Origin of the sequence: Kushneria phyllosphaerae, assembly GCF_900312995.1 — a bacterium.
Classification (GTDB): Bacteria; Pseudomonadota; Gammaproteobacteria; order Pseudomonadales; family Halomonadaceae; genus Kushneria; species Kushneria phyllosphaerae.
In genome coordinates, this window is the sequence record NZ_ONZI01000001.1 from 134553 (window position 1) to 159495 (window position 24943).

A 24943-nucleotide genomic window follows, 5' to 3' on the forward strand; every position below is an offset into this window, starting at 1 on the left:
CTACTGATTACCCGACCTTGCGAAAAGCACGCAGGCCAGGCCGCACAGCGAGAAATGGCGCTGGACCCATCGCATAACGAATCCGGCCCCTCCTCTCTTACATTAGCACCCAATCAATGCCTGTTGCGCCGCGAGACACGTCACGCCGGACGACTGCGACCATCAGCCGCTACACTGTATGGATACCGATACTGCGACGACGCAAGGAGCCTCCTGTCATGCCGATTCATCTGCTGGTTGTGACTCGCCTGTCACGCCATCATCAGGCCCGCATCGAGGCCACAGGCGTTCATCTTCACATGGCCGAGGACGATGAGGCCCGCCGCGACGTTCTGAGCCGTTGCCGGGACGACATCCGCGCGGTCATGACCATCGGCACCATCGGGTTCAGTGCCGAGGAGATGGACGCCCTGCCGAATCTGGGGCTGATCTGCGCCCAGGGGGTGGGCTTTGAAGGCGTTGACGTCCAGGCCGCCCGCGAACGCGGCATCGTGGTCACCCACGGCCCCGGCACCAATGCCGAAACGGTCGCCGACCATGCACTTGGTCTGATGCTGGCCTGCCTGCGCCGCATTCCCCAAGGCGATGCTGGCCTTCGAAACGGCCAATGGCAGGAGATTCGCCGCGGTGCCCCGGTGCTGCATGGCCGGACGCTGGGGCTTTTGGGCATGGGCAACGTGGGTCGAGCCATCGCCCGGCGCGCCCACTACGGCTTTGACATGCCGATTGTCTACTTCGCCCGCCAGCCAAAGGCAGACCTTGACTGGCAGCACGAATCCGACCCAAAACGCGTGGCCGAACAGGCCGATGTGCTGGTCAGCGCCCTGCCCGGCGGCCCGGAAACCCACCATCTGGTCGATGACGCTTTGCTCGGCGCCATGAAGCCTGAGAGCATCGTGGTCAATGTCGGCCGCGGCAGCGTGGTGGACAGTGACGCACTGGCACGCGCCGTGACAGACAAGCGCATCGCCGGCGCTGCGCTCGATGTGTTCGAGCATGAGCCTGAAGTGCCTCAGGCACTCAAGGATGAACCGCGCATCATCATGACGCCGCATACCGCCGGACTTTCGCCCAGCGCACTCGATGCCACCGTTGAGCTGGTGATCCAGAACCTTGAGGCCTTTCGTGACGGCAGGGCGCCGGTGACGCCGGTTTCCGGCACCTGAATGGCGGGGCCGGTACCGGCCTTTTTCGATGTCACACATGCCACGGGAGAACACCATGAGCGATGACCACTCGACAGCGCACCGTTCACAGAAGCAGAAGATGCTGGCCGGAGAGCTCTATGTTGCCGACGACCCCGAACTGGCGCACGATGCCGCCGTTGCCAAAGCCGCCATGGCCGAGTTCGCTCGCACCTACGAACACGATGTCGATGCCGCCCACGCCGTGCTGAAAGGACTTTTCAAAGCGTTAGGGGATACGGCGCACATTCGACCGCCCCTGTTTGTTGATTACGGCTTTAACATCAGCTTTGGCGAGGGCTCGTTTGCCAATTTCGGCCTGATGGCGCTGGACGTGGCGCCCATCACCATCGGCCGGGACGTCCAGATCGGCCCCAACGTGCAGCTGCTGACGCCGACCCACCCGATTGACGCCCAATCGCGCCGGGACAAGCTGGAAGCCGGCACCCCCATCGTTATCCATGACAACGTCTGGCTGGGCGGCGGCGCAATCGTGCTGGCCGGCGTCACCATCGGCGAGAACAGCGTCATTGGCGCCGGCGCCGTTGTCACGCGAGACATCCCCGCCAATGTCGTAGCCGTCGGTAACCCGGCCCGCGTGATTCGTCAGCTGACTTAAAGCGCCTACACCGGTGGCATCAGCTCGTTGAGGTCTTTATAACCATACGCGCTCAGGTCCTGCGTCGAGAGTCTGCCCGTGGCCATGAAGGCGCTGGCCACGGCGGCATTGGCGCCGTACAGGAACTCGGCGATGGCCGAGCCGGCACTCAGACGTTTAACGCCCAGCGTGTGCAGCGTCTCGATATCCGCCAGCTCGGGGCGATAGAGCAGGTTGACCGGCAGTCGGGTAGAGCGACACAGCTCACCGATGTCCTCGGCATCGATCATGCCGGCGGCAAACAGACCGTCAGCGCCGGCACTGCTGTAAAAATCGGCTCTGGTCAGGGTCTCGGACAGACGCTGTTCTGGCGGGACCAGCGCCTTGAGATACACATCGGTGCGAGCGTTAATAAACAGATCCACGCCGTGACGCTCTGCCACGCGCCGGGCGGCGGCAATCTTGCGACAGAGAATTTCCGGGCTGGCATGCCCGTCTTCCAGATTGATGCCCACCGCGCCGGCCGCCACTACTGCCTCGACCACCCGCGCCACCTCGTCAGGATCATCGGAGTAGCCGCCTTCGATGTCCACACTCAGCGGCACGGTCAACACTCGGGCCATGGCCCGTACGCTGGCCTCCAAAAGCTCGAGCGGCAGCTGGTGGCCGTCCCGATAACCCCAGGACCAGGCCAGCGCCGCGCTGCTGGTGGCCACCGCCCGACCGCCCCGGGCTTCCACGATGCGCGCACTGCCGGCATCGGTGACATTGGCCAGCACCAAAGGCCCTTCGTCATGCAGGTTCCGAAAGACCTGATCTGTCTTTGCCATGCCGCCTCCCATTCAATTTTTATCCGTGTCGATACCAATACCCTGCCTGTTCAAAGACCGTCGCACAGTTCAAAGCGCCGGGCCCGTCGATGAACGTATTTCCTGTTCATGGTCGCTCAACAGCATCTCACTAAACCCCTCGGCCCGAATTCGCGCAACAAACCCGGTGTCTTCTGGCCCCGTACCAGTCACATAAAAACGCCCACTAGCACGGTCGCCCTGCCTTAACGAGGCGTCACCCAGCACCGCCTCCAACCGCCGGGCGACAGCGTCACCGGAATCGATCAGTTGAACATGGCCGCCCAGCTGCGCCTGAATCGGCGCGCGCAGTAGCGGATAGTGGGTGCAGCCCAGCACCAGCCGGTCGAGTGCGCGCCATTCGGGATCACGCAGCGCAGAGAGCTCATCATTCAGGGCGTTTTCATCAAGCGTTTGCATCAGCCAGTACTGCTCGGCCAGCGCGGCCAGGTTCGGCGCGCCGATGGTCAAGACCCGACAGTGGCCGGCAAAACGCTCGATCAGGGTCGCCACATGGGCGCTTTTCACCGTGCCGGGTGTCGCCAGCACGCCGATGACACCGCTGCAGCTTGCGGCGGCGGCCGGGCGAATGGCCGGCACCACCCCGACCACAGGGATCGACAGCCGCGCTCTGAGTGCCGGCAGCACCACGGTCGAGGCGGTATTGCAGGCGATCACCACCGCATCGACCGGGCAGGCCGCCACGGCATGCGTGATCAAATCACATACTCGCGCTATCAGCGCCCCGGATGCGAGGCCACCATAGGGAAAGGCCGCGCGATCGGCCATATAGTGCTGCGTTAGCCCCGGCAGGCGGCTTCGAATGGCGCGAGCGACCGTCAGCCCGCCAATGCCGGAATCCAGTAGCAACACGGCCCGGGCTTTTTGCTCGTTCACTGTCGTTCAGCCTCTTGAAAATGGATGCAGATGGCCGGGCAGGCATGATCCCCAACGAATATAAATAACGTTACTCGCCAACCGTCATGGCGCCATTCATACTGCCAATGACGACCTGTCCGAAGTCGCGTCTGTCGCGTGTCTCTCCCTGCCGCTTCTGTTCCCGGCCCACGCGCTCTTTCCCGATGCGCCTCCTCTCACCTCGTTCATCATGCCACTGATCTGCCGCGCTGCCTTTTTCAACGCAGCGGACCCGTGACGGTGTGGTATGGCTCTGGCCGTGCACCTGCGCCGGCCGCATTCTCGTTTAACGACGAGAAGGATAACGACGATGGATCGATGTTTTCCTGCCCCCTGTTCCTTTAGCCCATGGCTTGCCTCATGGATGTCTATCGTGTCCTGCCCGGCGGTGTCCCGATGATGCGCTGGCAGTGGTTCTCCCGACAGCGTGCCTCTGCCCATCCACCGTGGGATGACACGGCGCCGGTACGAGATGAGCTCTTTGGCCCCGAGCGGCTTGAGCAGCATGCCGAGAGTCTGGCGCTGGCGCAGGCCATTACGTCTGATCCCCCCAGGGTCGTGCCACTCTATCGGCGTCTTGGCGACAATATTGCCGCACTGGGCGCGATCCATCACCGCCTGAGCGTGGACGCTGCCCATCGACACGACACCGTCCCCGCCGCCGAATGGCTGCTGGATCACTACAACCATGTCGAAAAGCACGTCAGTGATATCCGGCGTGATCTGCCGCCGGGTTATTACCGCCAGCTGCCCAAGCTGGCCGAGGGTCCGTTTTCCGGCTATCCGCGGGTGTTCGGGCTGACCTGGGCCTTCGTGGCCCATACCGACAGCCGCTTCGATGCCCCGACCCTGATCCGGTTTCTCGACGCCTACCAGCGTGTTGAACCGCTGACGCTGGGAGAGTTGTGGGCGGTCGCCATTTCGCTGCGTCTGGTGCTGGTCGAAAATATCCGACGGCTGGCCGATCAGATCGTGGGCGCGCGCGATGCCCGCAATGCCGCCGACGCGCTCTGCGAGCGGATGCTTACCCCGGATGTCGACAGTCACCAAACGCTGGCGGAGATGAACACGCACGGCCCGGGCATCTTTGCCGAGCACTTTTATGCCCAGCTCGCCAAGCGCCTGCGCGATCAGGACCCGGGGCGCTCACCGGCGCTGTACTGGCTGGAACAGCAGATGACGCGGCTGGAAACCACCACCGCCACGGTTGTCCAGCATGCCCATCATCGTCAGGGTGCCTCCAACATCAGCGTGCGCAATGCCATCACCAGCCTGCGCCACATTGCCGATTTTGACTGGGCGGCGCTCGTTGAGCAGGTCAGTCTGGTGGATCGCTGCCTGCGGGAGCGAAGCCGCTTCGCCGAGATGGATTTCGCCACCCGTGACCGCTATCGCAATGCGATCGAGCAGCTGGCTCGTGGCGTCTGTTTCGATGAACTCACCATTGCTCACCGGGCACTGGATGCCGCAGCAAGCCCGCCTGTGAGCGAGGTGTCCGACGCACAGGCAGCCCGTTTCAGTGACCCCGGTTATTACCTGATCGACGAGGGGCGTCCGAATTTCGAGCGTGAACTGGGCTTTCGCCCCCCACCGGCCCTGCGGCTTCGCCGGTGGGTGCTCGGCATGGGCCTGACCGGCTACGCCAGTGCCTGCTGGCTGCTGACCGCCGCGATCCTGGTGCTGGCGTTTCTGGGGCTGGAGTCGGCAGGGCTCGTGTCGATCTGGGCGTGGGTATGGCTGGCACTGATGGTGCTGCCCGCCAACGATATCGCCATGTCGCTGGTCAATCGCATGCTGGGTATGGGCGTGGGCGGTGAGGCTTTGCCGGGGCTGGCGCTGGAGCATGGCGTGCCCTCATCGCTCAAAACGATGGTCGTTATCCCCGCGATGCTCGGCAGTGATGATGAGGTGGCCGAACTGGTCGAGCGCATGGAGGTTCACTACCTCTCCGGCAATGGCGGCTCTCTTACCCTTGCCCTGCTGCTCGACGGGCTTGATGCCGACAGCGCCGAGCTAGCGGACGACGCCCGCCGGCTGCATCTTGCCGTTGAGGCCGTGACGGTACTCAATCGCCGCCACGGCCCCGGCCCCGACGGCACACGCTTTGTGCTGCTTTACCGGCGCCGCCAGTACAACCCGGGGGAAGGCAAATTCATGAGCTGGGAGCGCAAGCGCGGCAAGCTTGCCGAGCTCAATCGGCTGCTGCGCGGCGCCACCGATACCTCCTTTATCGCCGTGGACGGCCTTGCCCCCCGAGTGCCGGAGGGAGTCCGGTACGTGGTCACGCTCGACAGCGACACCCGCCTGCCCCGCGACACCATTACCCGGCTGGTTGGCAAGATGGCCCACCCCCTCAATCAACCGGTTCTTGATGACAGCGGCCGCGTGACGCACGGCCACGCTATCCTGCAGCCGCGCGTCACGCCGTCGCTGTCCATCGGTCGGGAGGGATCACGTTATCAGCGCCTGTTCTCCGCACCTGGCGGGCTGGATGTCTACAGCGCGGCGGTGTCGGATCTGTACCAGGATCTTTTCGAGGAGGGCTCATTTGCGGGCAAGGGCATCTACGCCGTGGACGCCTTCGAGCGCGCACTTGCCGGCCGCATCCCGGAAAACAGCCTGCTCAGTCATGACCTGCTTGAGGGCATCTTCGCCCGCGCCGGCCTTGCCTCGGACGTCGAGGTGGTCGAGGCAGAGCCGGAGCGCTACGACGTGGCCGCTCGCCGCCAGCATCGCTGGGTCCGTGGCGACTGGCAGCTGCTGCCCTGGGTGGTGGGCAAAAGCGCCGACCGGCATGCGCTTGGGGCCGTAGGCTGCTGGAAGATCATCGACAATCTGCGTCGGTCGCTACTGGCACCGAGCCTTTTCGCCGCCTTCGCGCTCTGTGCTGCCTTCAGAGTACCGGTCGCCCTGCTCGCCGTGACGCTGACGCTGGCGGCACTTGTCATTCCAGCGCTGCTGCCGATCAGCTTTGCACTCAAGCCACGCCATTACGATGGCGACTGGCGCCATCACCGTCGCACGTTGAGCCGCGACCTGGCGCTTGAAACCGGGCGCTGTCTTCTGAACGTGGCCCTGCTGGCCAATCAGGCCTGGCAGATGATCGATGCCATCGCGCGCACGCTTTATCGCGTCTATTTCTCAAGGCGGCATTTGCTCGAATGGACCACCGCTGCAGCGCTGGTCAGAGACCGCCACCTCGGAATGACAAGTCTTGTTCGCGAGATGGCCGGCGGCATGCTGCTCGCCCTGGGCGTGGTGTTAACGCTTGCGCTGTTTGAAACGCCCGGCTGGCCCATGCTTTTGCCGCTGCTGGCGGCCTGGCTTGCCGCACCGCTGCTGGCGCTGTGGACCAGTCGCGCACCAGCCGACACCACTGACAACCTCAAACTCGATGCCACGCAATCCCGCACGCTGCGCCATATTGCTCGGCGGACCTGGCAGTTTTTCGAGACGTTCGTGACGCCGGCCTCCCACGCGCTGCCGCCGGACAACTTCCAGCTCGACCCCGAACCGGTGATTGCCGAGCGCACCTCGCCCACCAATATCGGGCTGTATCTGCTCGCCTGTGTGGCCGCGCGGGATTTCGCCTGGATCAGCACCCGTGGCGCCGTTGAACGCCTGGAAGCGACGTTTGATACGCTCGATGCACTCGAGCGCTGCCGGGGCCATCTCTACAACTGGTACGACACCGCAACGCTTGCTCCGCTGGAGCCGCGTTACGTCTCGGCGGTAGACAGCGGCAATCTCGCCGGCCACCTGATCGCGCTGGCCAACGCCTGCGAGGCATGGGTTATCGCGCCTTGCGTGGCCAACCCGCGCGACGGCCTGATCGACACGCTGCATCTCTTTTACGAGGACACCGAGCTTGACCGGACGCTGCCCGGGGCGACAAAAACCCGACTGCTTACCGAGTTGCAGGCCCTGATCGCGCGCCTTGAGGGCGTCTCGACCCGGCGCGACAGCACCGCCGACGTTCGCTGCTCGCTGGCAAGCTGGCGCGTGCTGCTGGCCAGGCCCCCTCATGCCGCGGCCGGCGTGTTGAAAGACACCGTGGCGCAACACGATGATCCGGGCGTGGCGCTCGAACCGGAGGTTTCGGAAGACGACAGCGCCGATGACCTGACCCGACGCGCGACCCCGGCGTACTGGGTGGCCTGTCTGGAGCGCTGCCTTGACGAGCACGAGGCCGATGTCGAGGCCGCACCGTCTCTTGGCGCGCGCCTGCGCGAACTGGCCCGACGCGCTCGTACCCTGACCCACGAGATGGACTTTGCCTTTTTGCTGGTCTCAGAGCGCAAGCTGATGTCGATCGGCTACGCCCCGCGCGAGGACCGCCTCGATGAGGGTTGCTACGACCTGCTCGCCTCCGAGGCGCGACTGGCCAGTCTGGTGGGCATTGCCAAGGGCGATCTGCCTACCCGCCACTGGTTTCGACTGGGCCGTGCGGTCAGCCCTCAGCCCGACGGCGTGGTGCTGATGTCGTGGTCAGGCTCGATGTTTGAGTACCTGATGCCGTCACTGGTGATGCGCGCGCCGCGCGACAGCCTGCTTGAGCAGACCAACAGGCTGGTGGTGGCATGTCAGCGTGACTACGCCAGACAGCGCGGCGAACCCTGGGGCATTTCGGAGTCGGCCTATAACGCCCGCGACCTTGAGGCCAACTATCAATACTCCAACTTTGGCGTGCCCTCGCTCGGGCTCAAGCGCGGCCTTGCCGAGAGCTTCGTACTCGCCCCCTACGCCACGGCACTGGCGGCGATGGTCGCGCCGCGCGCGGCGATCGACAATTTTGCACGCCTGCGTGAATTGGGCGCCGAGGGCCGCTACGGCTTTTTCGATGCCATCGACTTCACCCCGACGCGCCTGCCGATGGACCGCCACTTTGTGGTGGTGCGCAACGTCATGGCCCACCACCAGGGCATGACCGTGGTCGCCATCGCCAACGCGTTGCTGAGCGGCCGGCTTCGCACCCATTTTCATGCCGAGCCGATGATTCAGGCCAGCGAGCTGCTGCTCCACGAGCGCCTGCCACGCGAGGTGGCAACGCTGCCCTCCCCCAACGACACCGACCCGGTCATTACCGTCGAGGAGCCACCGATCGAGGCCGCGGTACGACGCCTGACGGGCCAGCCTTCGTCACCGCCGGTCACGCACCTGCTCTCTAACGGTCACTACACGGTGATGCTGACCGATACCGGCGCCGGCTTCAGCCGCTGGGGGAAACTGGCGATCACGCGCTGGCGCGAGGACCCGACCACGGATGACTGGGGCAGCTTCATCGCCCTGCGCGACCGGGAGAACGGACAGCGCTGGTTTGCCGGCGGCCCACGCGAGATAACCGATGACAACGGCGGGCATGAGCGCGCCACGCATGAGGTCGAGTTCGCCGAGGATCACGCCCGCTTTGTGCGCCATGCGGCGACGTTTACCACCACACTCGAGGTGCGGGTCTCCGGCGAGGACAACGCCGAGATCAGACGGGTAAGCGTAACCAACAACGGCGAGCGCGAGGCCACCATCGAGCTGACCTCTTATGCCGAGCTGGTACTGACCACGCCGGCCACCGACGATGCCCATCCGGCGTTTGCCAAAATGTTCGTCGAGACCGATACCCTCCCCGAGTATCAGGCGCTGACGGCCACCCGCCGCCATCGCGACCCTCATGAGGCGCCGATCTGGGTGGGGCACTTTATGCGGATCGACGACACCAGCCGCGAGACGCCGCACGAGGCCGAGCGGGCCGATGACAACGCCCCGCCCCGACGGTTTCGCTTCGAGACGGATCGCGCCCGATTCCTGGGCCGTGGCCGCACACTGTCCACGGCGGCCGCCCTGTGTGACGCGGCGTTTGACGGCGCCGAGCCGATGCATGATGGGCGCACCGGCGCGGTGCTCGACCCGATCTTCTCTCTGCGCCATGTGGTCTCCATCGCGCCGGGCCACGTTGCCCACGTCGACTTCTGGACCGTGGTCGCCGACAGCCGCGACAGCCTGGTCGCGCTGATCGACCGCCACCACGACGCCGGCGCGTTTGAGCGGGCCAGAACGATGGCCTGGACGCAGGCGCAGGTGCAGCTGCGCCATCTGGATATCGCCCTGGACGAGGCCGCCGACTTCCAGCGCCTGGCCGCGCCGATTCTCTATCACGACGCACGCTTTCGCGCCCCGGACGCCACGCTTCTGCGCGGGCTCTCGAAACAGTCCGATCTCTGGTCGATGGGCATCTCGGGTGATCTGCCGATCGTGGTACTGCATCTGGCCGACACCGAGGAGATCGGCTGGGTAGAGACCCTGCTGCGCGCCCGCGAGTACTGGATGGCCAAAGGCCTCGGGGTCGATCTGGTGATTCTCAACGAGCGTTCGCACTCCTATCTTCAGGAGCTTCAAGACGCCATCGACATCGCCGTGCGTACCCACTGCTCGCCACCGCACGACGGCCACGACCCGGCGCTGGGCACGGTCATCTCCCTGCGGGGGCATCAGCTGAGCCCGGCCGCGCGGGATCTGGTGCTGGCCGTGGCCCGCGTGGTGCTGCGCGCCCACAAGGGGCCGCTGCATCGCCAGCTGGCCACGCTGCTAGCCGGCGACGAACCGCTGGTCATCGAGCAGGCGCCGACGGATGCCACACCGATGGATGTCACACCAAGCGAATACGCCCCGGTCGAGCGCGTCCCGGCCCATCCCGAACGAGAGAGTCTGGACAGGTTTGATAAAGAGACGCTTGAGTTTTTCAACGGCACCGGCGGTTTTGCCAGTGAGGGGCGCGAGTACGTCTGCGTTCTCGATGACAGCGCCACCACGCCGCAGCCCTGGATCAACGTCATCGCCAACCCGGGCTTTGGTTTTCAGGTCTCGGCCGAAGGCAGCAGCTACGTCTGGGCGGACAACAGCCGCGACAATCAGCTCACGCCCTGGTCCAACGATGCGGTCAGAGACCCTTCCGGCGAGGTGATCTATATCCAGGACGCCGACAGCGGCGCCATCGATACCGTCACCGCCGCGCCGTATCGCCCCGGCCGCGAGCACTCGCGCTTTGTGGTCCGCCACGGCTTCGGCGTCAGCCGCTTTGAGCACGACACGGACGCGCTTGCGATGACGCTGGTGCAGTTCGTGCCGCTTGAAGACCCGGTCAAGATCTCGCAGCTCACCCTGACCAACCGCACACAGGCCCCGCAGCGACTGATCATCACCCATTACGCCAGCTGGGTGATGGGCAACGCCCGCGCCAAAAACGCGCCCTACCTGATCTCCGAGCACGACGGTGAGACCGGGGCGCTGTTGATGCGCAACCCGTGGAACATGGCCTTCCCGGATCGGGTCGGCTTTGTTGATCTGGACGCGCGACAGCGCGCGTTCACCGCCGATCGCGGCGAGTTTCTCGGCACAGGAACGCTGGCCGAGCCCCAAGCGCTCTCCGGGCGCCAGCGCTTGAGTGGCCGGGCCGGCGCCGGGGTGGATCCCTGCACGGTGCTGCAGTGCACGCTGACTCTGGAACCCGGTGAGACCGTCACCCTGGCCGCCCTGCTGGGCCTGGCCGGTGATGCGGAGAGCGCCAGGGCGATGATCACGCGCTACCGAAAGGCGGATCTAACCGTCGAGCTGACGGCCGTGGAAGACTACTGGCGCACGCTTCACGGCGCGCTTCAGATCACAACGCCCGATCGCGCCATGGATGTAATGGTCAACGGCTGGCTGACCTATCAGACGCTGGCGTGTCGCGTGGTGGCCCGCTCGGCGTTTTATCAGGCCAGCGGCGCCTACGGCTTTCGCGACCAGCTTCAGGACGGCATGGCGCTCACCTTCGCCCAGCCCGAACTGGCGCGCCACCACCTGCTGCGCGCCGCCGGGCGTCAGTTCATCGAAGGCGATGTGCAGCACTGGTGGCTGCCGCACTCCGGCCAGGGCGTGCGCACCCGAATCGCCGATGACCGGGTGTGGCTGGCGTTTGCCACCGCAAGCTATGTGCAAAGCGCAGGCGACCCCGCCGTGCTTGATGAATCGGTCGGCTTTCTGGAGGCTCCGCCGCTGGTGGCCGGCGCGCATGACGACTTCTCCCAGCCGGCGACGGCCGACGAGACCGCCCCGCTTTATGAGCACTGCGTGCGGGCGCTCGAACAGGCGCTCGAGCAGTTCGGCGAGCACGGGCTGCCGCTGATCGGCACAGGCGACTGGAACGACGGCTTTAACCGGGTCGGTGAAGAGGGCCGGGGCGAAAGCGTCTGGCTGGGCTGGATGCTGCTGCGCACGCTGGCCCTGTTTGATCCGCTCATCACGCCCCGCGACCCGCAGCGCGCCGCACGCTGGCGCGAGCGCTCCGAGACACTGCGCGAGGCGCTCGAGACCCACGCCTGGGACGGCGCCTGGTATCGTCGCGCCACCTTTGATGACGGCGAGTGGATGGGCACCAGAGACAGTCTTGAGTGCCGAATCGATTCGATCGCCCAGTCCTGGGCCGTGCTCTCCGGCGGTGCCGACCCGACGCGGGCCGAACAGGCGATGGCCTCGGTCTCGGAGCATCTGATCGATGAGGACAACGGCCTGGCGCTGCTGTTCACCCCGCCCTTTAACAAAAGCGCTCAGGAGCCCGGCTACATCAAGGGCTACCCGCCGGGGCTGCGCGAAAACGGCGGGCAGTACACCCACGCCGCCACCTGGTCGATTCTCGCCTTTGCCCGGCTGGGTCAGGCCGACCGGGCGCATCGGCTCTTCTCGCTGATCAACCCGATCAACCACGCGCTGACCGATGAGGCGGTCGAGCGCTACCGCGTCGAGCCCTATGTGATCGCCGCAGATGTCTACTCCGAGCCGCCGCATACGGGCCACGGCGGCTGGACCTGGTATACCGGCTCCGCCGGCTGGTTCTATCAGGCCGGCGTGAACGGCATTCTCGGCATCCGCCGCGAAGGGCGCGAGCTGATCGTCGCCCCCGCCATTCCCGACCACTGGCCGGGCTATTCAGCCACCGTCGAGCTGGAAGGCAGCCGCGTCACGATTCGCGTTGAGCGGCTTGAGGCCGGCGATACGGCGGAGATCACGCTTGATGGGAAAAGGCTTGAACACACCGGTGAGGCGCGCGTCGCGCTGGATGAGCAGGCGCATGAGTTGGTGATTCGACTGGAGGGAAAGGCAGAGGTAATCTGAGGCGTTTCGTCCGGTCTTATGACCGCCGCCGGTACATGCCGGCGGCGATGATGGGCCGAGTGGCAGTGCGACACGCCGGCTCAAGGCAGGAGAGAACAGGCTGAAACCAGCGCCTCTCCCATCAACGTTGATGGATCGTTTCCGGACGAATACAGGGAAACATGTGCGCGATGTAGTCGGCCTTGCCAAGTTCTACCTTCTCGCTGCGCAGGATCGAATAGGCAGTCATGAGGTGGAAATAAAACTGGGACAGCGCCCAGTCGCGGGCATACTGCTCGGCGGTTAAATCAAGAATCATGCCGTTGGGCAGCTCATGCACCAGTGGCTGGTCCGCGTTCACATCCAGAGCGGCAGGGTCGAGCCCCTCGAGCAGCGCCATGGCGTCCTCGATCCGGGTTTGAGCGTCTGCAAACGAACCGGGTCGCTCGCCGGCATCGACGCCTTCATCACGCAGTTCCCTGATGGACTCCGGAAACGCCTCTCCCCTGAGCCGGCATACGGCCTCGTGAACCTGCACGCAGGCAAATCGAATCTGGGTCGACAAGGGAAACATGTCCGGCGCGAGACGCGCGGACAGCAGCGCCTGCGCCTGGTCTTCCGGCATCTGCTTTTGCGCCTTCTCGAGCCAGCCCGAGAGCGTGCCCAGCATGTGCGTAAAGGTCGGAACCAGCAGCGTTGTGAGTGACATGAGGTGTCTTCCTGATGATTGAAGGATGACGCACTGTCCGTCACACAAACGACATTCGGACCGGTACGCCTTGCATCGAGATATTGAGGCTCGCCAGCATCGAGGCCGGCATGATCATCATAGCGATGTCGGCAAGGGATTGTGCATCCCCATATTCCGCCAGTCATTGATCCTGACACCCCTATAAAACCACCAAACCCATACAATAGGCGCCGGCCGGCCGCAGCCTGCCGTTTGCACACAAAACAATGGGAACCTTTCATGAACGCTGCCAACCGGGTGTCACCGCTCGATTTTCTGCGCCTGCACGGGCTGGTCGTCATCCTCTCGCTGCTGGCCGAGTGGATCGGCATTATCAAAATACCAGCCGGGGTCGGCACGCTGTTACTGCTGCCGCTGTTCTATACGTTTTCGCTGGCCATCGTGCTGAACCCGCACCTGACTACCCGATTTCACACGCTGGTGCCACCGCGGTTGAGCGCTGTGGCCGCGCCGATCACCCTGATTGCGATCATGCCGTTTATCGCCCGTTTTGGTTCCACCATCGGGCCGGCGACCGATCAGATTATTAGTGCCGGGCCGGCGCTGATCCTTCAGGAGCTGGGCAATCTGGGGACGATGCTGATCGCGCTGCCCTTCGCCGTGCTGGTGCTGAAAATGGGCCGTGAGGCGATCGGGGCCACCTATTCGATTGCGCGCGAGCCCAATATTGCGATCATCTCGGATCGTTACGGCCTCAAGGGCCCGGAGGGCATCGGCGTGATGGGCGTCTATGTGGTCGGCACCATGTTCGGCACTCTCTGGTTTGCGCTGATGGCGGGCTTTCTGGCCTCGATGGATCTGTTTGACCCGCGCGCACTGGCCATGGCCTGCGGTGTGGGCAGCGCCAGCATGGTGGCGGCCTGCTCCGGGGCATTGACCGAGGCCGTGCCGGCCCTGCGCGAGGAGCTGCTGGCCTTTTCCGGCGCCAGCAACCTTTTGACCTATGCCACCGGGCTGTATGTGTCGCTGTTTATCGCTCTCCCGGTCGCCGAATGGCTCTATCGTCGCCTGAAGAGACACACCTCACAGGACTCGACCGAGCAGGACAGTGGCGCCGAGCAGGAAAATGACGCCGTGCGCCCCGAGCAGCAGCTGGGCCGAACGGCGCTGACGCTTGCCGCCGTGTGTGTGGTGGGCTGGTTGAGCAACACCGTCAGCAGTGGCCAGCTCTGGGGCGCGCTGCCGGGCATGGTGATGCTGTATCTCATGACGCTGGCCGGGTTGGCCGTTACCCGCGTCATGCCCTTTTATCTGCCGGCAGTGGCATGGGTATCGCTGATCAGCATTCTCGTGACGCTGCCGTTTTTCCCGGGCAGCGCGTGGCTGGTCGAGCAGCTTTCGGCCGTTAACTTTCTGGCCATTGTGACGCCGGCACTGGGTTATGCGGGGCTGGCCCTGAGCCGGCACGAGTTCGTCATGTTTCGCCGTACCGGCTGGAAACTGGTGATTATCTCGCTGCTGGTCTTTACCGGCACCTATCTGGGCTCGGCGCTGGTTGCTCAGGTGCTGCTCTGACGGCCAAAGATATGACGCCTTTTCTAGAGAAGGACGTATTACCCAAAAGCCCACCGTTTGGTGGGCTTTTTTATACGGCTGACAGCATACCCATTAGGCAACGCCTTCCATCGCGATAATCTGCTCTGAAGCGCCGTCCAGTACACCGTCTTTTATCGTGCAGAGCACCAGCCCAGCATCATTGCCTTCAGCCCCAGCAACCCGCTCGCCGCGGGCGGCCCAGCTGCCGCTTTTGCCGCAGGTCTGCCAGCCGCCGGTATTGGAAATGTGGTTGGAAAGCAGCACCGGGAACTGATGGCGCCGGGCGATGCCGGCAAGCAGCTCGGCATCAGCGTCATAACCGGATTCAGAGATCAGCGCGCTGACGAGATAGACCTGCGCGTTTTGGGCAGCGGCGGCTTCCGCGTGAGCGGGATGGGCAAAATCAGCGCAGACCGCCAGCGCGAGGCGTACGCCGTTGACAGTGAACAGGCAACTCTCATGACCCGGCGCGCAGTACACCGCCTCACCGTCATGCAGGTGCTGCTTGGCATAAAACGTGCGCTCACCATCGGGAAAGCAGATGACCGCGCCGATGCGGGGTTTGCTGCCATCATTGATCAGCGGACAACCTGCGATCACGACCAAATGGTGGGCCATGGCGGCGTCGGACAGGGTTGTGAAGACTTCTGCATCGTCAGACATGGCCAGCGGCTCGAGCAGATCCGGCTCGTAGCCGATCAGCGACAACTCGGGGAACATCACCACGTCGGCGCCGTGTCGAGCGGCCTGCTCGATGTAGCGCAGGTGGGCAGAGAGATTATCCGCCACGGCGCCCCTGATGACCGGTGCCTGCGCCAGGGCAACGGTGATGTCGTGGGTCTCGCCTGTCATGTCCAATTATCTCCCGTGTCGATTTTCGAGGTATATAAGCCATAAATTATCGGCTTCACGCTACAGGAGATGCGAGCGCCGTCATGTTCTGCCCTTGGATGACGGCAGTGGAAACACCACGCCGGTCGTCGCCCAGCAGGTAATGACCAGCGCCCGCCAGCCGTAGAAGTGCACCCTGCTTCGCGGGGGCGAAGCCTCAAAATCGAACGAAGACATGGCCAGTCGATGCTGGCGATAGTCCGTCAGCACTTCCTGCGCCTCGTCGAATTCATGCGCCATGACCTGCACCTTCACCCCATCGAGTGCGATCTCCCACATCCACTGCATCGTGATCAGGTGCTCATCGGCCATGAAGGCCGCAAGGCCACGCGATTCAAGCAGACCCTTGAACAAATGGGCCTCAAAGGGATAAGTAAAGCGAACGAGGGTGGCGAGCGAGCCGGTGGCCATCACAGGGCTCCACGAATATGACGGTGGCCCTGAGTGTCGCACGACAACATGAATCGATTCGAATAAAGCGGCCGACAGGACTGTCGGCCGTATTCGTTGTATTAAAGGGTTAGAACGAGTACGTCAGCGTAGAGGTGATGTTCATCGGCTCGCCGTAGACACCGTAGCCGTCGAGGTAGCTGTAGTACTTCTTGTCAAAGAGGTTACGCACGTTGACCTGCAGCGAGAGGTCCTGGGTAAAAGCGTAGCGCCCGAACAGGTTGACCAGCGTGTAGCTGCCCTGCTCGACCTTTTCATCGCCCTGCGGCCCGGCCACATCACGCTCGAAAGTGTGACTCTGCCAGTTGAATCCGCCACCCACGGTCAGCGGCTCAAGCTGCGGGACGCGGTAGCTGGCGAATAGATTCGCCTGGGTGCGCGGCCGGTCAGGGTTGAAATCACCCTGCGCCGAGGTCGCGGTGTAGTGGGTAAAGCCGGCGGTCATGTCGAGATTCTCCGTCACCGCACCGGTCACTTCAGCCTCGAAACCTTCACTGACCACATCGCTCACCGGCGTTGCAGTAGTGATGGGGGAGCCGGGGATGCTGACCAGATCGGCCACGTTGTCCTGCTCGAGTCGAAATACCGAGAAGGAGGCGTTGACCAGGCCATCAAACCAGGCCGCCTTGACGCCGGTCTCGTAGTTCTTGCCCGTGAGCGGATCAAGATAGCCATTGCCACCTTCCAGACGGTAGCTCTGCGGCTGGAAGATCTCGGTGTAGCTGGCATAAGCCGACCAGACATCGTTGATGTCGTAAATCAGGCCGCCGTAGGGCGTGACATCGCTCTCACTCTGCGAGTTATTGCCCACCCCGGTGGACCAGGTTCTGCCACGCCAGTCGGTATAGCGCGCGCCCACAATCAGGGTCAGCGGGTCGGTCAGGGAAAAGCGGGCCGCAGTGTAAACGGATTTCTGCTGAACACTGGCGCGCTCAAGCGGGGAAAAGCTGCTCCAGCCTGTATTGGGCGCCGAGCCGTTCCAGTTATCGAGATCCCCCACATCAAAGCCAGCGCCCGGAATGAAGCTGTTGTTGTAGTCATTGCTTTGGTCCGCATAGCTGCCGCCGACGACCAGCTCATGCTGGCGCCCCATCAGCTCAAACGGCCCGTTGGCGTAGACATCGACCGAATCGACTTTACGCTCACCGCGGTTCCAGCCGGTATAAAAGGTGCTGCCCTGCCCGGTCGCGCGATCAGGAGAGGAGAAAAAAGGCTCGTAATAGGGTGCGGCCAGCTTGCTGTCTGCCTCGGTTTTTTCATGGGTGGCGGTGCCGTGCAGCTGCCAGTCATTGCCAAATCGATGCTCGAGCATGGCAAAGACCTTTTCCGACTCGAAGTCGTAATAGGACCAGTCCGGCGCCACGCTGAACGAGCGGGTGTAGTTCGTACGCCCGCCGTCGCTGTACCACAGCGGAAAACCGCCCCAGGTGGGCGAGCTGGTGTGCGTGTTCTGATAGTCATAGCCCACCGAAACGGTGGTGCTCTCGGTGACATCGGCATCGATGATGCCGTAGCCAAACTTTTTGCGTTTGGAGTAACGGTCCAGAGGGCTGTCGCCGTCTTCATAGCCGCCGATAAAGCGCGCACGCACGTCGCCGGACTCGGTCAGCGGAGTGGTGACATCCACCACGCCACGCTGCTTGTCCCAGCTGCCCAGCGTGCCGGAGACGGAGCCGGTCAACTCGCGGCTGTCGGCGTGTTTGCGTACAAAGTTGACCGAGGCGCCCGGGTTACCGGCACCGGTCATCAGGCCATTGGCGCCTTTAACCACCTCGACACGGTCATAGATCGCTGTGTTCTGTGCCCCTTCGCCGAAGTACCAGCGGCTGTCGGTATTCAGTGTCGGGATGCCATCGTACTGATAGCTGTTGATATCAAAGCCCCGGGCAGAAAAGCGGACCCGGTCACTATCAATGTGGCGAGCCGAGACACCGGTGGTATTGGACAGTACATCCTCGATCGTTTCGAGGTTCTGATCCTTCATACGCTGCTCGGTCATGATGCTGACCGTCTGCGGAATCTCCTTCGGGGCCAGGTTCATCCGTGTGCCCGCACTGGTCTGGCGCCTGGTATAGCCAACGTTGTCGTAAAGATTGGTGGCCGTGACGGTCAGGGTATTAATGGCGGCATCATCGGCCTGAGCGATCGCAGGCGTCATCAAATAGGCGCCAGTGGTCACAAGGGTCAGAACGTGACGACCGGCAAGACCGGTACGCCGTGGGCGCCGACCGCAGAATGGTGTTTTCATGGTGTCCCTTGCTGGCGCATCTAACGCGCCGTTTTATCGGTGTTATGGCCCGGCGATTTTGATGAAACAGCCGTTGTAAAGTCAACGCTGATAACAACTATTCTTATTTTCAATCGTAAAAACTTCTCATTCACGACGTTTACTGCCGTGAGCGGCTGATAACAGGGCACCACTGTCAACCTGGAAGGAAATTGAAGTTAACCACTGAGACTGGCAAGGTAGCCGTCATCTTTCTAAAATTTTCAGGTTAACAACGCCATGCCCACCTCTGATCACGGCTCTCCCCGCCCTGAGCAATATCGTCACGACTGGCAGCGCCACGAAATCGAGGCGTTGCTCACCCTGCCCTTCAACGATCTGCTGTTTCAGGCGCAGAGCGTGCATCGCCAGCACTTCGATCCCAACGCCGTGCAGATTTCAACGCTGCTGTCGATCAAGACCGGTGCCTGCCCGGAAGACTGCAAGTACTGCCCGCAGTCCGGCCACTACAACACCGGGCTGGAGCGCGAAAAACTGATGCAGGTCGAGGCCGTGCTGGAAGAAGCGCGCCGGGCGAAAGAGGTGGGGGCAAGTCGTTTCTGCATGGGTGCGGCCTGGAAAAACCCGCGGGCGAAAGACATGCCGTATGTGCTGGAAATGGTGCGCGGCGTACGCGCCATGGGCCTTGAGACCTGCATGACGCTGGGCATGCTGACCCGTGATCAGGCCGAAGCGCTCGAAGATGCCGGCCTTGATTACTACAACCACAACTTGGACACCTCCCCGGAGTACTACGGCGAGATCATCACCACCCGCACCTACGCTGACCGTCTTGAAACGCTTGATCACGTCCGCCAGTCCGGCATGAAGATCTGCTCCGGCGGCATTCTGGGCATGGGCGAGAGCATCAACGACCGTGCAGGCCTCTTGCAGCAGCTGGCCAACCTGCCCACCCATCCGGAGAGTGTGCCGATCAATATGCTGATCCGCATTCAGGGCACGCCGCTTGAGCACGTCGAGGATCTCGACCCGATCGACTTCATTCGAACGATCGCCACTGCCCGCATTCTGATGCCCGCCTCTCACGTGCGCATGGCGGCCGGCCGCGAGCTGATGAGCGATGAGACCCAGGCGCTGGCCTTTTTCGCCGGTGCCAATTCGATCTTCTACGGCGAGCGGCTGTTGACCGCGCAGAACCCTCAGGCCAATCACGACCAACGCCTGTTCGAGCGTCTGGGGCTCTATCCGGAGCAGCGACACGATGTTGATGACGCCACCCACGAGGCAGTCCTCGATGAACAGATGTACCGGGCACGGGTCGAGGCCATGACCACCGATGCCGCCGCCCATTGAGATGGGCGCCGACAAGATGAATCCCTTCGAGACTGCTCTCCAGCACCGCCTCGAGCAGCAAAAGACCGCCGGCCGATACCGCAAGCGTCGCAGCCAGCGTGATGCCGGCGTGCATACCCGGATCAATGGCCGGGCCATGCTGACCTTTTGCAGCAACGACTATCTGGGACTGGCCACACACCCGCGCGTGGTGGAGGCCCTGTGTGACGGCGCGCGCCAATACGGGGCCGGCGGCGGCGCCTCACACCTGGTCAACGGCCATCAGGAGATCCATGACCGGCTGGAGACGCGCCTGGCCCAGTGGACCGGTCGTGAGCGAGCGCTGTTATTTGGCAGCGGCTACCAGGCCAACCTGGGGGTGATCTCGGCGCTGATGTCGCGCGGCGGGCATGTTGTTCATGACCGACTCAACCACGCCTCACTGCTGGATGGCACCCGGCTTTCCGGTGCCCGGCTTCATCGCTTCGCGCACGGTGATCTGGCCGGTGCAGCTCAGGCACTGGCCGGGCTATCGCCGGACGCCGATCGACTGCTGGTCAGTGACGGCGTCTTCAGCATGGATGGCGACTGCGCTGATGTGAACGCACTGGCCCGACTGGCCGAGCGTCACGATATTCCGCTGATGATCGATGATGCCCACGGCCTTGGCGTGCTGGGCGCAAAAGGCGCCGGCACGCTGGAGGCGCAGAACGTGGCCCTTGATCAGGTGCCCATTCTGGTGGGCACGCTGGGCAAGGCACTCGGCACCCAGGGCGCCTTTGTGGCCGGCAGCCACGCGCTGATCGAATCGCTGATCCAATTCGCCCGGCCCTTCGTCTACACCACCAGCCTCTCGCCGGCGCTGGCCGCGGCCACGCTGGCTGCCCTGGATATCGTTCAGACCGAACCGGAACGGCGTGCCCATCTGCATCACCTGATCCAGCGCTTTCGACGGGAACTGCTCACGCTGGCGCTGCCCGATATCGCGCTGATGCCTTCCGAAACGCCCATTCAGCCCCTGCTGGTCGGCGACGAGCAGGCAGCAATGGCACTGTCCGAGCGGCTGTATGAAGAAGGCATTTTATGCACGGCCATTCGCCCGCCCACGGTCCCCCCGGGGCAGTCACGGCTGCGCGTAACCCTGTCGGCGGCCCACACGGAGGCCGATCTGGATCGACTGCTCGAAACTCTCGAGCGCTGCTGCCGGACAGTGACCTCATGATGCCCGCCGCTCCAACCCTGATCCTGCTGCCCGGATGGGCCATGGCACCCTCCTCGCTGATGGCACTGGCCGCTGAACTCAAGGCGCAGCTGCCCGGCTGGGTTATTGACTGCCCACCACTGCCGGCCACCAGCGATGACACCCTAAAGGTCTGGCTCGATGATCTTGATGACCGGCTGCCCGAGCATGCCTGGCTGGCCGGCTGGTCACTGGGCGGCATGCTCGCCATGGCCCTGTCCGCCCGACGTGGGGCCCGCTGCCCCGGCGTCATGACGCTGGGCAGTAACGCCAGTTTCATCGCTTGCAGGGACTGGCAATGTGCCCTGCTCCCGGCCACGCTGGCCGGCTTTCGAGCCCGCTGGACAAGCGCCCCCGAGAAGACCCTGTCGCGTTTTATGGCGCTCATCGCCCGCGGCAGTGCACAGCGCTCCAGGATGATCCGCCAGCTTGAGCAGCATGCAGCAACCCTCACCGCCCGGCAGGCACTGGCCGGGCTATCGCTGCTGGCCCATATCGACCTGCAGGCGCTGCTCGCCCTTGAGCATTGCCCGAGGCTGCATCTTTTTGCCGAACTTGATGCTTTGGTGCCCGTGGATGCCTGCGACGAGGTGGCGAAGCGGTTGCCGGCCAACAGTGCCGTTCACACGCTGATGGATACCGGTCACGCCTTCCCGCTGGAACACCCAGAAACCTGCGCCCGACACATGGTGGCCTTTATCAAGCAAAGCGGGACAGGAGATGCCCATGAGCACTGAGGCGACCCTGGCCCTCAAGCACCGCATCGCGACGAGCTTCTCAAGGGCAGCACCTCACTATGACCACCACGCCGGTCTTCAGCGCGAGGTGGCCGATGATCTGCTTCGCGCCCTGCCGACAAGGGCCATGCCTCAGCGTCTGGCAGATGTCGGCTGCGGCACCGGCTACGTCACCCGCGGGCTGCGCGCGCGCTATCCCGAAGCCACCATCACCGGCATTGACCCGGCCCCCGGCATGCTTGAGGAAGCAGCCCGCCGTCACGGCCATGGTCGGTTGTATTGGCAGTCGGGCGAGGCCGAGCAGCTGCCTTTTGCAGACGAGTGTCTGGACATGGTGGTGTCCAGCCTGGCCATTCAGTGGTGTGCCACACCAGAAGGTTTTCTCAGGGAAGCCGAGCGCACGCTGCGCCCGGGCGGATGGCTCGCCTTTACCACCCTGCTTGAGGGCACTCTGGACGAGCTGAAAACCGCCTTTAAATCGCTTGAGTTCGGCCCCCAGGGCAACACGTTTCTCACTTTCGAGGCACTGAATCAGTACCTCAATCCCGGTCGTCTCACCACGCACTCGCTCAGTGTCAGCGATCACCGAGTCTTTCATGACAGTGCTGCGGCAAGCCTGCGGGCGCTGAAGGCGGTGGGTGCCGCCACACCGGACAAAACGGTCCGCCATGGCCTGATGAGCCGCCGGCACTGGGCAGGCGTCGCGCAGTCACTGGAACGCTTTCGCACCTCGAAAGGCCTGCCCACCACCTACCGGGTCGCCCAGGTCCTCATGCAAAAACCCGACGAGTTATCCCATGACCGACTCCCCCTCTGACCGCCCTCCTGCGGCCTTTTTCGTCACCGGTACCGATACCGACGCTGGCAAGACCCTGATGACCTCAGGCCTGCTGTACGCCGCCCGTGCCCGAGGACTGACAACGGCTGCCGGCAAGCCCGTCGCCTCCGGCAGTGAGCGCACATCACACGGTCTGCGCAACGCCGATGCACTGGCCCTTCAGGCCCAGTGCACACCGGCCCTGCCCTATGACGCGGTCAATCCAGTGGCGTTTGAACCGGCCATCGCCCCACATATTGCGGCCAGCGAAGCCGGGCGCGAGCTGTCGGTGGCCTCGCTTCTGGCCCCCATGCAGACCCTGCTGGCCGCCAACGCCGACCTGACCCTGATCGAAGGCGCCGGTGGCTGGCGCGTCCCTCTGCGTGATGACGCCTGCCTCTCCGACCTGGCCGTGGCGCTGAACCTGCCGGTCATTCTGGTGGTGGGGGTGCGGCTGGGCGCCATTAATCATGCCCGACTGACGCTGGAGGCCATCGAGCGCGACGGCCTGAAGGTCGCCGGCTGGGTCGCCAACGTGGTGGATGCCGACATGTCGCGTCTGGCCGCCAATCTGGCCACGCTCGAAGAGTGGTTGAGCCGGCGTGGCGGCATCCCCTGTCTGGGCCTGGTGCCTTACCTTGTGGCGCCGACGCCCGAGCGAGTCGGCGCCTGTCTTGATCTCAATGTGCTACTGGAATCTCATGAACGATAACGCCACATGGATGCAGCGCGACCTGGCCAGCCTCTGGCACCCCTGCACCCAGATGAAGGATCACGAAACCCTGCCGGTCACCCCCATCCGCTCGGGCAAGGGGGTGTGGCTTGAGGATTTCGAAGGTCATCGCTACCTGGATGCGATCAGCTCCTGGTGGGTCAATATCCTCGGCCACGCCAATGAGCGTATTAATGCGCGCATCAAGACCCAGCTCGACACGCTTGAGCACGTCATATTGTCGGGCTTTACCCACCAGCCGGTGATCGAACTCTCCGAACGGCTGGGACGACTGGCACCGGAAGGGCTGGGGCACTGCTTTTATGCCGACAACGGCTCCTCGGCGATCGAGGTGGCCCTGAAGATGAGTTATCACTACTGGCATAACCAGGGTCGACCGGAGAAGCGCCGCTTTCTGACCATCACCAACGGCTATCACGGCGAGACACTGGGCGCGCTCTCCGTCGGCGATGTGGCGATTTTCACCGACACCTATCGCTCGCTGCTGCTGGATGTGATCAAGGTGCCGGCGCCGGACGGATTCGGTCTGCCGCGTGACCAGTGGATCGACCAGGCCCGGGCAGCCTTTGCCCACATGGAGGCCGCGCTCGAACGTCATGGCGATGAACTGGCCGCCGTGATCGTTGAGCCATTGATCCAGTGTGCCGGCGGCATGCGCATGTACCCGCCGGAGTATCTGAACTGGCTGCGCGAAGCGTGCGACCGCCACAACGTGCAGCTGATTTTCGATGAAATCGCCGTCGGCTTCGGCCGCACCGGCACGATGTTCGCCTGCGAACAGGCCGGCGTGCGCCCGGACTATCTGTGCCTGTCGAAGGCGATCACCGGAGGGTATCTGCCGCTGTCGGTGGTCATGACCACCGACGATATCTATGCAGCCTTCTACGACGACTATTCGACGCTGCGGGCCTTTTTGCACTCGCACAGCTACACCGGCAATCCGCTGGCCTGTGCCGCAGCGCTGGCCACGCTCGACATTCTCGAAGACGACGACGTGATCGCCACCAATCGCGACAAATCGGCTCGCATCGAGCAGGTGACGGCGCCACTGCGCGAGCACCCACACGTCGGCGATGTCCGCCAGACCGGCATGGTGGTCGCCATCGAAATGGTGAAGGACAAGGCAACGCTCGAACCCTATGACTTTCGTGAACGCCGCGGGCTCAGGGTCTTTCAGCACGCCATGTCCCGCGGGGCGATGCTGCGCCCGCTGGGCAACGTCATCTACTGGATGCCGCCCTATGTGATTACCCCGGAGGAGATCGACTTTCTCGGCGAGGTGACTCGCGAAGGGCTGGAAGTCGCCACCGGGCAGTAGTGCTGACAACTCGCCGATAACGCGGCACTCAAGGGCATGATCACAGGCGCTTCAAGGACCTGTCTTTCTCCGGTTCTTCGTTCATTGCGCCATTGGTCGGCATGGCATCGCCCGGGTTCGACAGTCGAACCCGGGCTCACTACTATCGAAATAGTGGAGATCAAGACAGCGGCCGCAGGCAAGCGTCAGCTCATAGGCGATGGTGATCGCTGGTCGAGGCTTTCCAGGGCGGCATAACAA

At 63.6% G+C, this 24943-nt stretch carries 16 protein-coding genes; 10 read left to right on the plus strand and 6 right to left on the minus strand.

Going from position 1 to position 24943, the window contains the following annotated elements:
* Positions 1-218 precede the first annotated feature (218 nt).
* Together KSP9073_RS00590 and KSP9073_RS17845 are read left to right on the plus strand one after the other, a co-directional pair.
* Positions 219-1166, plus strand: a complete 948-nt coding sequence (locus tag KSP9073_RS00590) for a 2-hydroxyacid dehydrogenase (protein ID WP_108841023.1) — start codon at positions 219-221, stop codon at positions 1164-1166.
* A gap of 55 nt (positions 1167-1221) precedes the next feature.
* Positions 1222-1803, plus strand: coding sequence for a sugar O-acetyltransferase (locus KSP9073_RS17845; RefSeq protein ID WP_108841024.1), 582 nt, complete (start codon positions 1222-1224; stop codon positions 1801-1803).
* 5 nt (positions 1804-1808) lie between these two features.
* Here the strand turns inward: KSP9073_RS17845 and KSP9073_RS00600 are convergent, their stop codons facing one another.
* Together KSP9073_RS00600 and murI are read right to left on the minus strand one after the other, a co-directional pair.
* Positions 1809-2612, minus strand: a complete 804-nt coding sequence (locus KSP9073_RS00600) for an isocitrate lyase/PEP mutase family protein (protein WP_108841025.1) — start codon at positions 2610-2612, stop codon at positions 1809-1811.
* 69 nt (positions 2613-2681) lie between these two features.
* Complete coding sequence (murI, locus tag KSP9073_RS00605; protein WP_108841026.1) at positions 2682-3527, minus strand: glutamate racemase; 846 nt, start codon at positions 3525-3527, stop codon at positions 2682-2684.
* Positions 3528-3908: 381 nt separating this feature from the next.
* On the opposite strand from murI, the gene KSP9073_RS00610 reads away from it, so the two are divergent.
* Positions 3909-12692 (plus strand): GH36-type glycosyl hydrolase domain-containing protein, encoded by an 8784-nt coding sequence (locus KSP9073_RS00610; protein WP_243409058.1) that lies wholly within the window; start codon positions 3909-3911, stop codon positions 12690-12692.
* Positions 12693-12813: 121 nt separating this feature from the next.
* Here KSP9073_RS00610 and KSP9073_RS00615 read toward each other — a convergent pair whose 3' ends face one another.
* A complete protein-coding gene (locus KSP9073_RS00615; RefSeq protein ID WP_108841027.1) occupies positions 12814-13380 on the minus strand; it encodes a DUF1993 domain-containing protein in 567 nt (188 codons plus the stop codon).
* Positions 13381-13641: 261 nt separating this feature from the next.
* Here KSP9073_RS00615 and KSP9073_RS00620 point away from each other — a divergent pair, with 261 nt between their 5' ends.
* Positions 13642-14937, plus strand: a complete 1296-nt coding sequence (locus KSP9073_RS00620) for a DUF3100 domain-containing protein (protein ID WP_108841028.1) — start codon at positions 13642-13644, stop codon at positions 14935-14937.
* Between the two features lie 93 nt (positions 14938-15030).
* Here the strand turns inward: KSP9073_RS00620 and KSP9073_RS00625 are convergent, their stop codons facing one another.
* The 3 genes from KSP9073_RS00625 to fhuE form a co-directional block, all read right to left on the minus strand.
* Entirely contained in the window at positions 15031-15810 is a 780-nt protein-coding gene (locus KSP9073_RS00625; RefSeq protein WP_108841029.1) for a carbon-nitrogen hydrolase family protein, read from the minus strand.
* 81 nt (positions 15811-15891) lie between these two features.
* On the minus strand, positions 15892-16260 hold the full coding sequence (locus KSP9073_RS00630; RefSeq protein WP_108841030.1) for a putative signal transducing protein: 369 nt from the start codon (positions 16258-16260) through the stop codon (positions 15892-15894).
* 109 nt (positions 16261-16369) lie between these two features.
* Positions 16370-18547: a ferric-rhodotorulic acid/ferric-coprogen receptor FhuE gene (fhuE, locus tag KSP9073_RS00635; protein ID WP_108841031.1), complete on the minus strand. Its 2178-nt coding sequence runs from the start codon at positions 18545-18547 to the stop codon at positions 16370-16372.
* A gap of 258 nt (positions 18548-18805) precedes the next feature.
* Between fhuE and bioB the strand changes: the two genes are divergently transcribed.
* From bioB to KSP9073_RS00665, 6 genes are read left to right on the plus strand one after another with little or no spacing between them, the layout of a single operon-like run.
* Positions 18806-19879, plus strand: coding sequence for a biotin synthase BioB (bioB, locus tag KSP9073_RS00640; RefSeq protein ID WP_108841032.1), 1074 nt, complete (start codon positions 18806-18808; stop codon positions 19877-19879).
* A complete protein-coding gene (gene bioF / locus KSP9073_RS00645) occupies positions 19863-21080 on the plus strand; it encodes an 8-amino-7-oxononanoate synthase (RefSeq protein WP_243409059.1) in 1218 nt (405 codons plus the stop codon). The genes bioB and bioF overlap by 17 nt, the downstream gene beginning before the upstream one ends.
* Complete coding sequence (locus KSP9073_RS00650; protein ID WP_108841033.1) at positions 21077-21835, plus strand: alpha/beta fold hydrolase; 759 nt, start codon at positions 21077-21079, stop codon at positions 21833-21835. Before bioF ends, KSP9073_RS00650 begins: the two co-directional genes overlap by 4 nt.
* Positions 21825-22652, plus strand: coding sequence for a malonyl-ACP O-methyltransferase BioC (gene bioC / locus KSP9073_RS00655; RefSeq protein ID WP_165814114.1), 828 nt, complete (start codon positions 21825-21827; stop codon positions 22650-22652). Before KSP9073_RS00650 ends, bioC begins: the two co-directional genes overlap by 11 nt.
* Positions 22633-23364 (plus strand): dethiobiotin synthase, encoded by a 732-nt coding sequence (bioD, locus tag KSP9073_RS00660; protein WP_108841035.1) that lies wholly within the window; start codon positions 22633-22635, stop codon positions 23362-23364. The genes bioC and bioD overlap by 20 nt, the downstream gene beginning before the upstream one ends.
* On the plus strand, positions 23354-24703 hold the full coding sequence (locus KSP9073_RS00665) for an adenosylmethionine--8-amino-7-oxononanoate transaminase (RefSeq protein ID WP_108841036.1): 1350 nt from the start codon (positions 23354-23356) through the stop codon (positions 24701-24703). The genes bioD and KSP9073_RS00665 overlap by 11 nt, the downstream gene beginning before the upstream one ends.
* Positions 24704-24943: the final 240 nt, after the last annotated feature.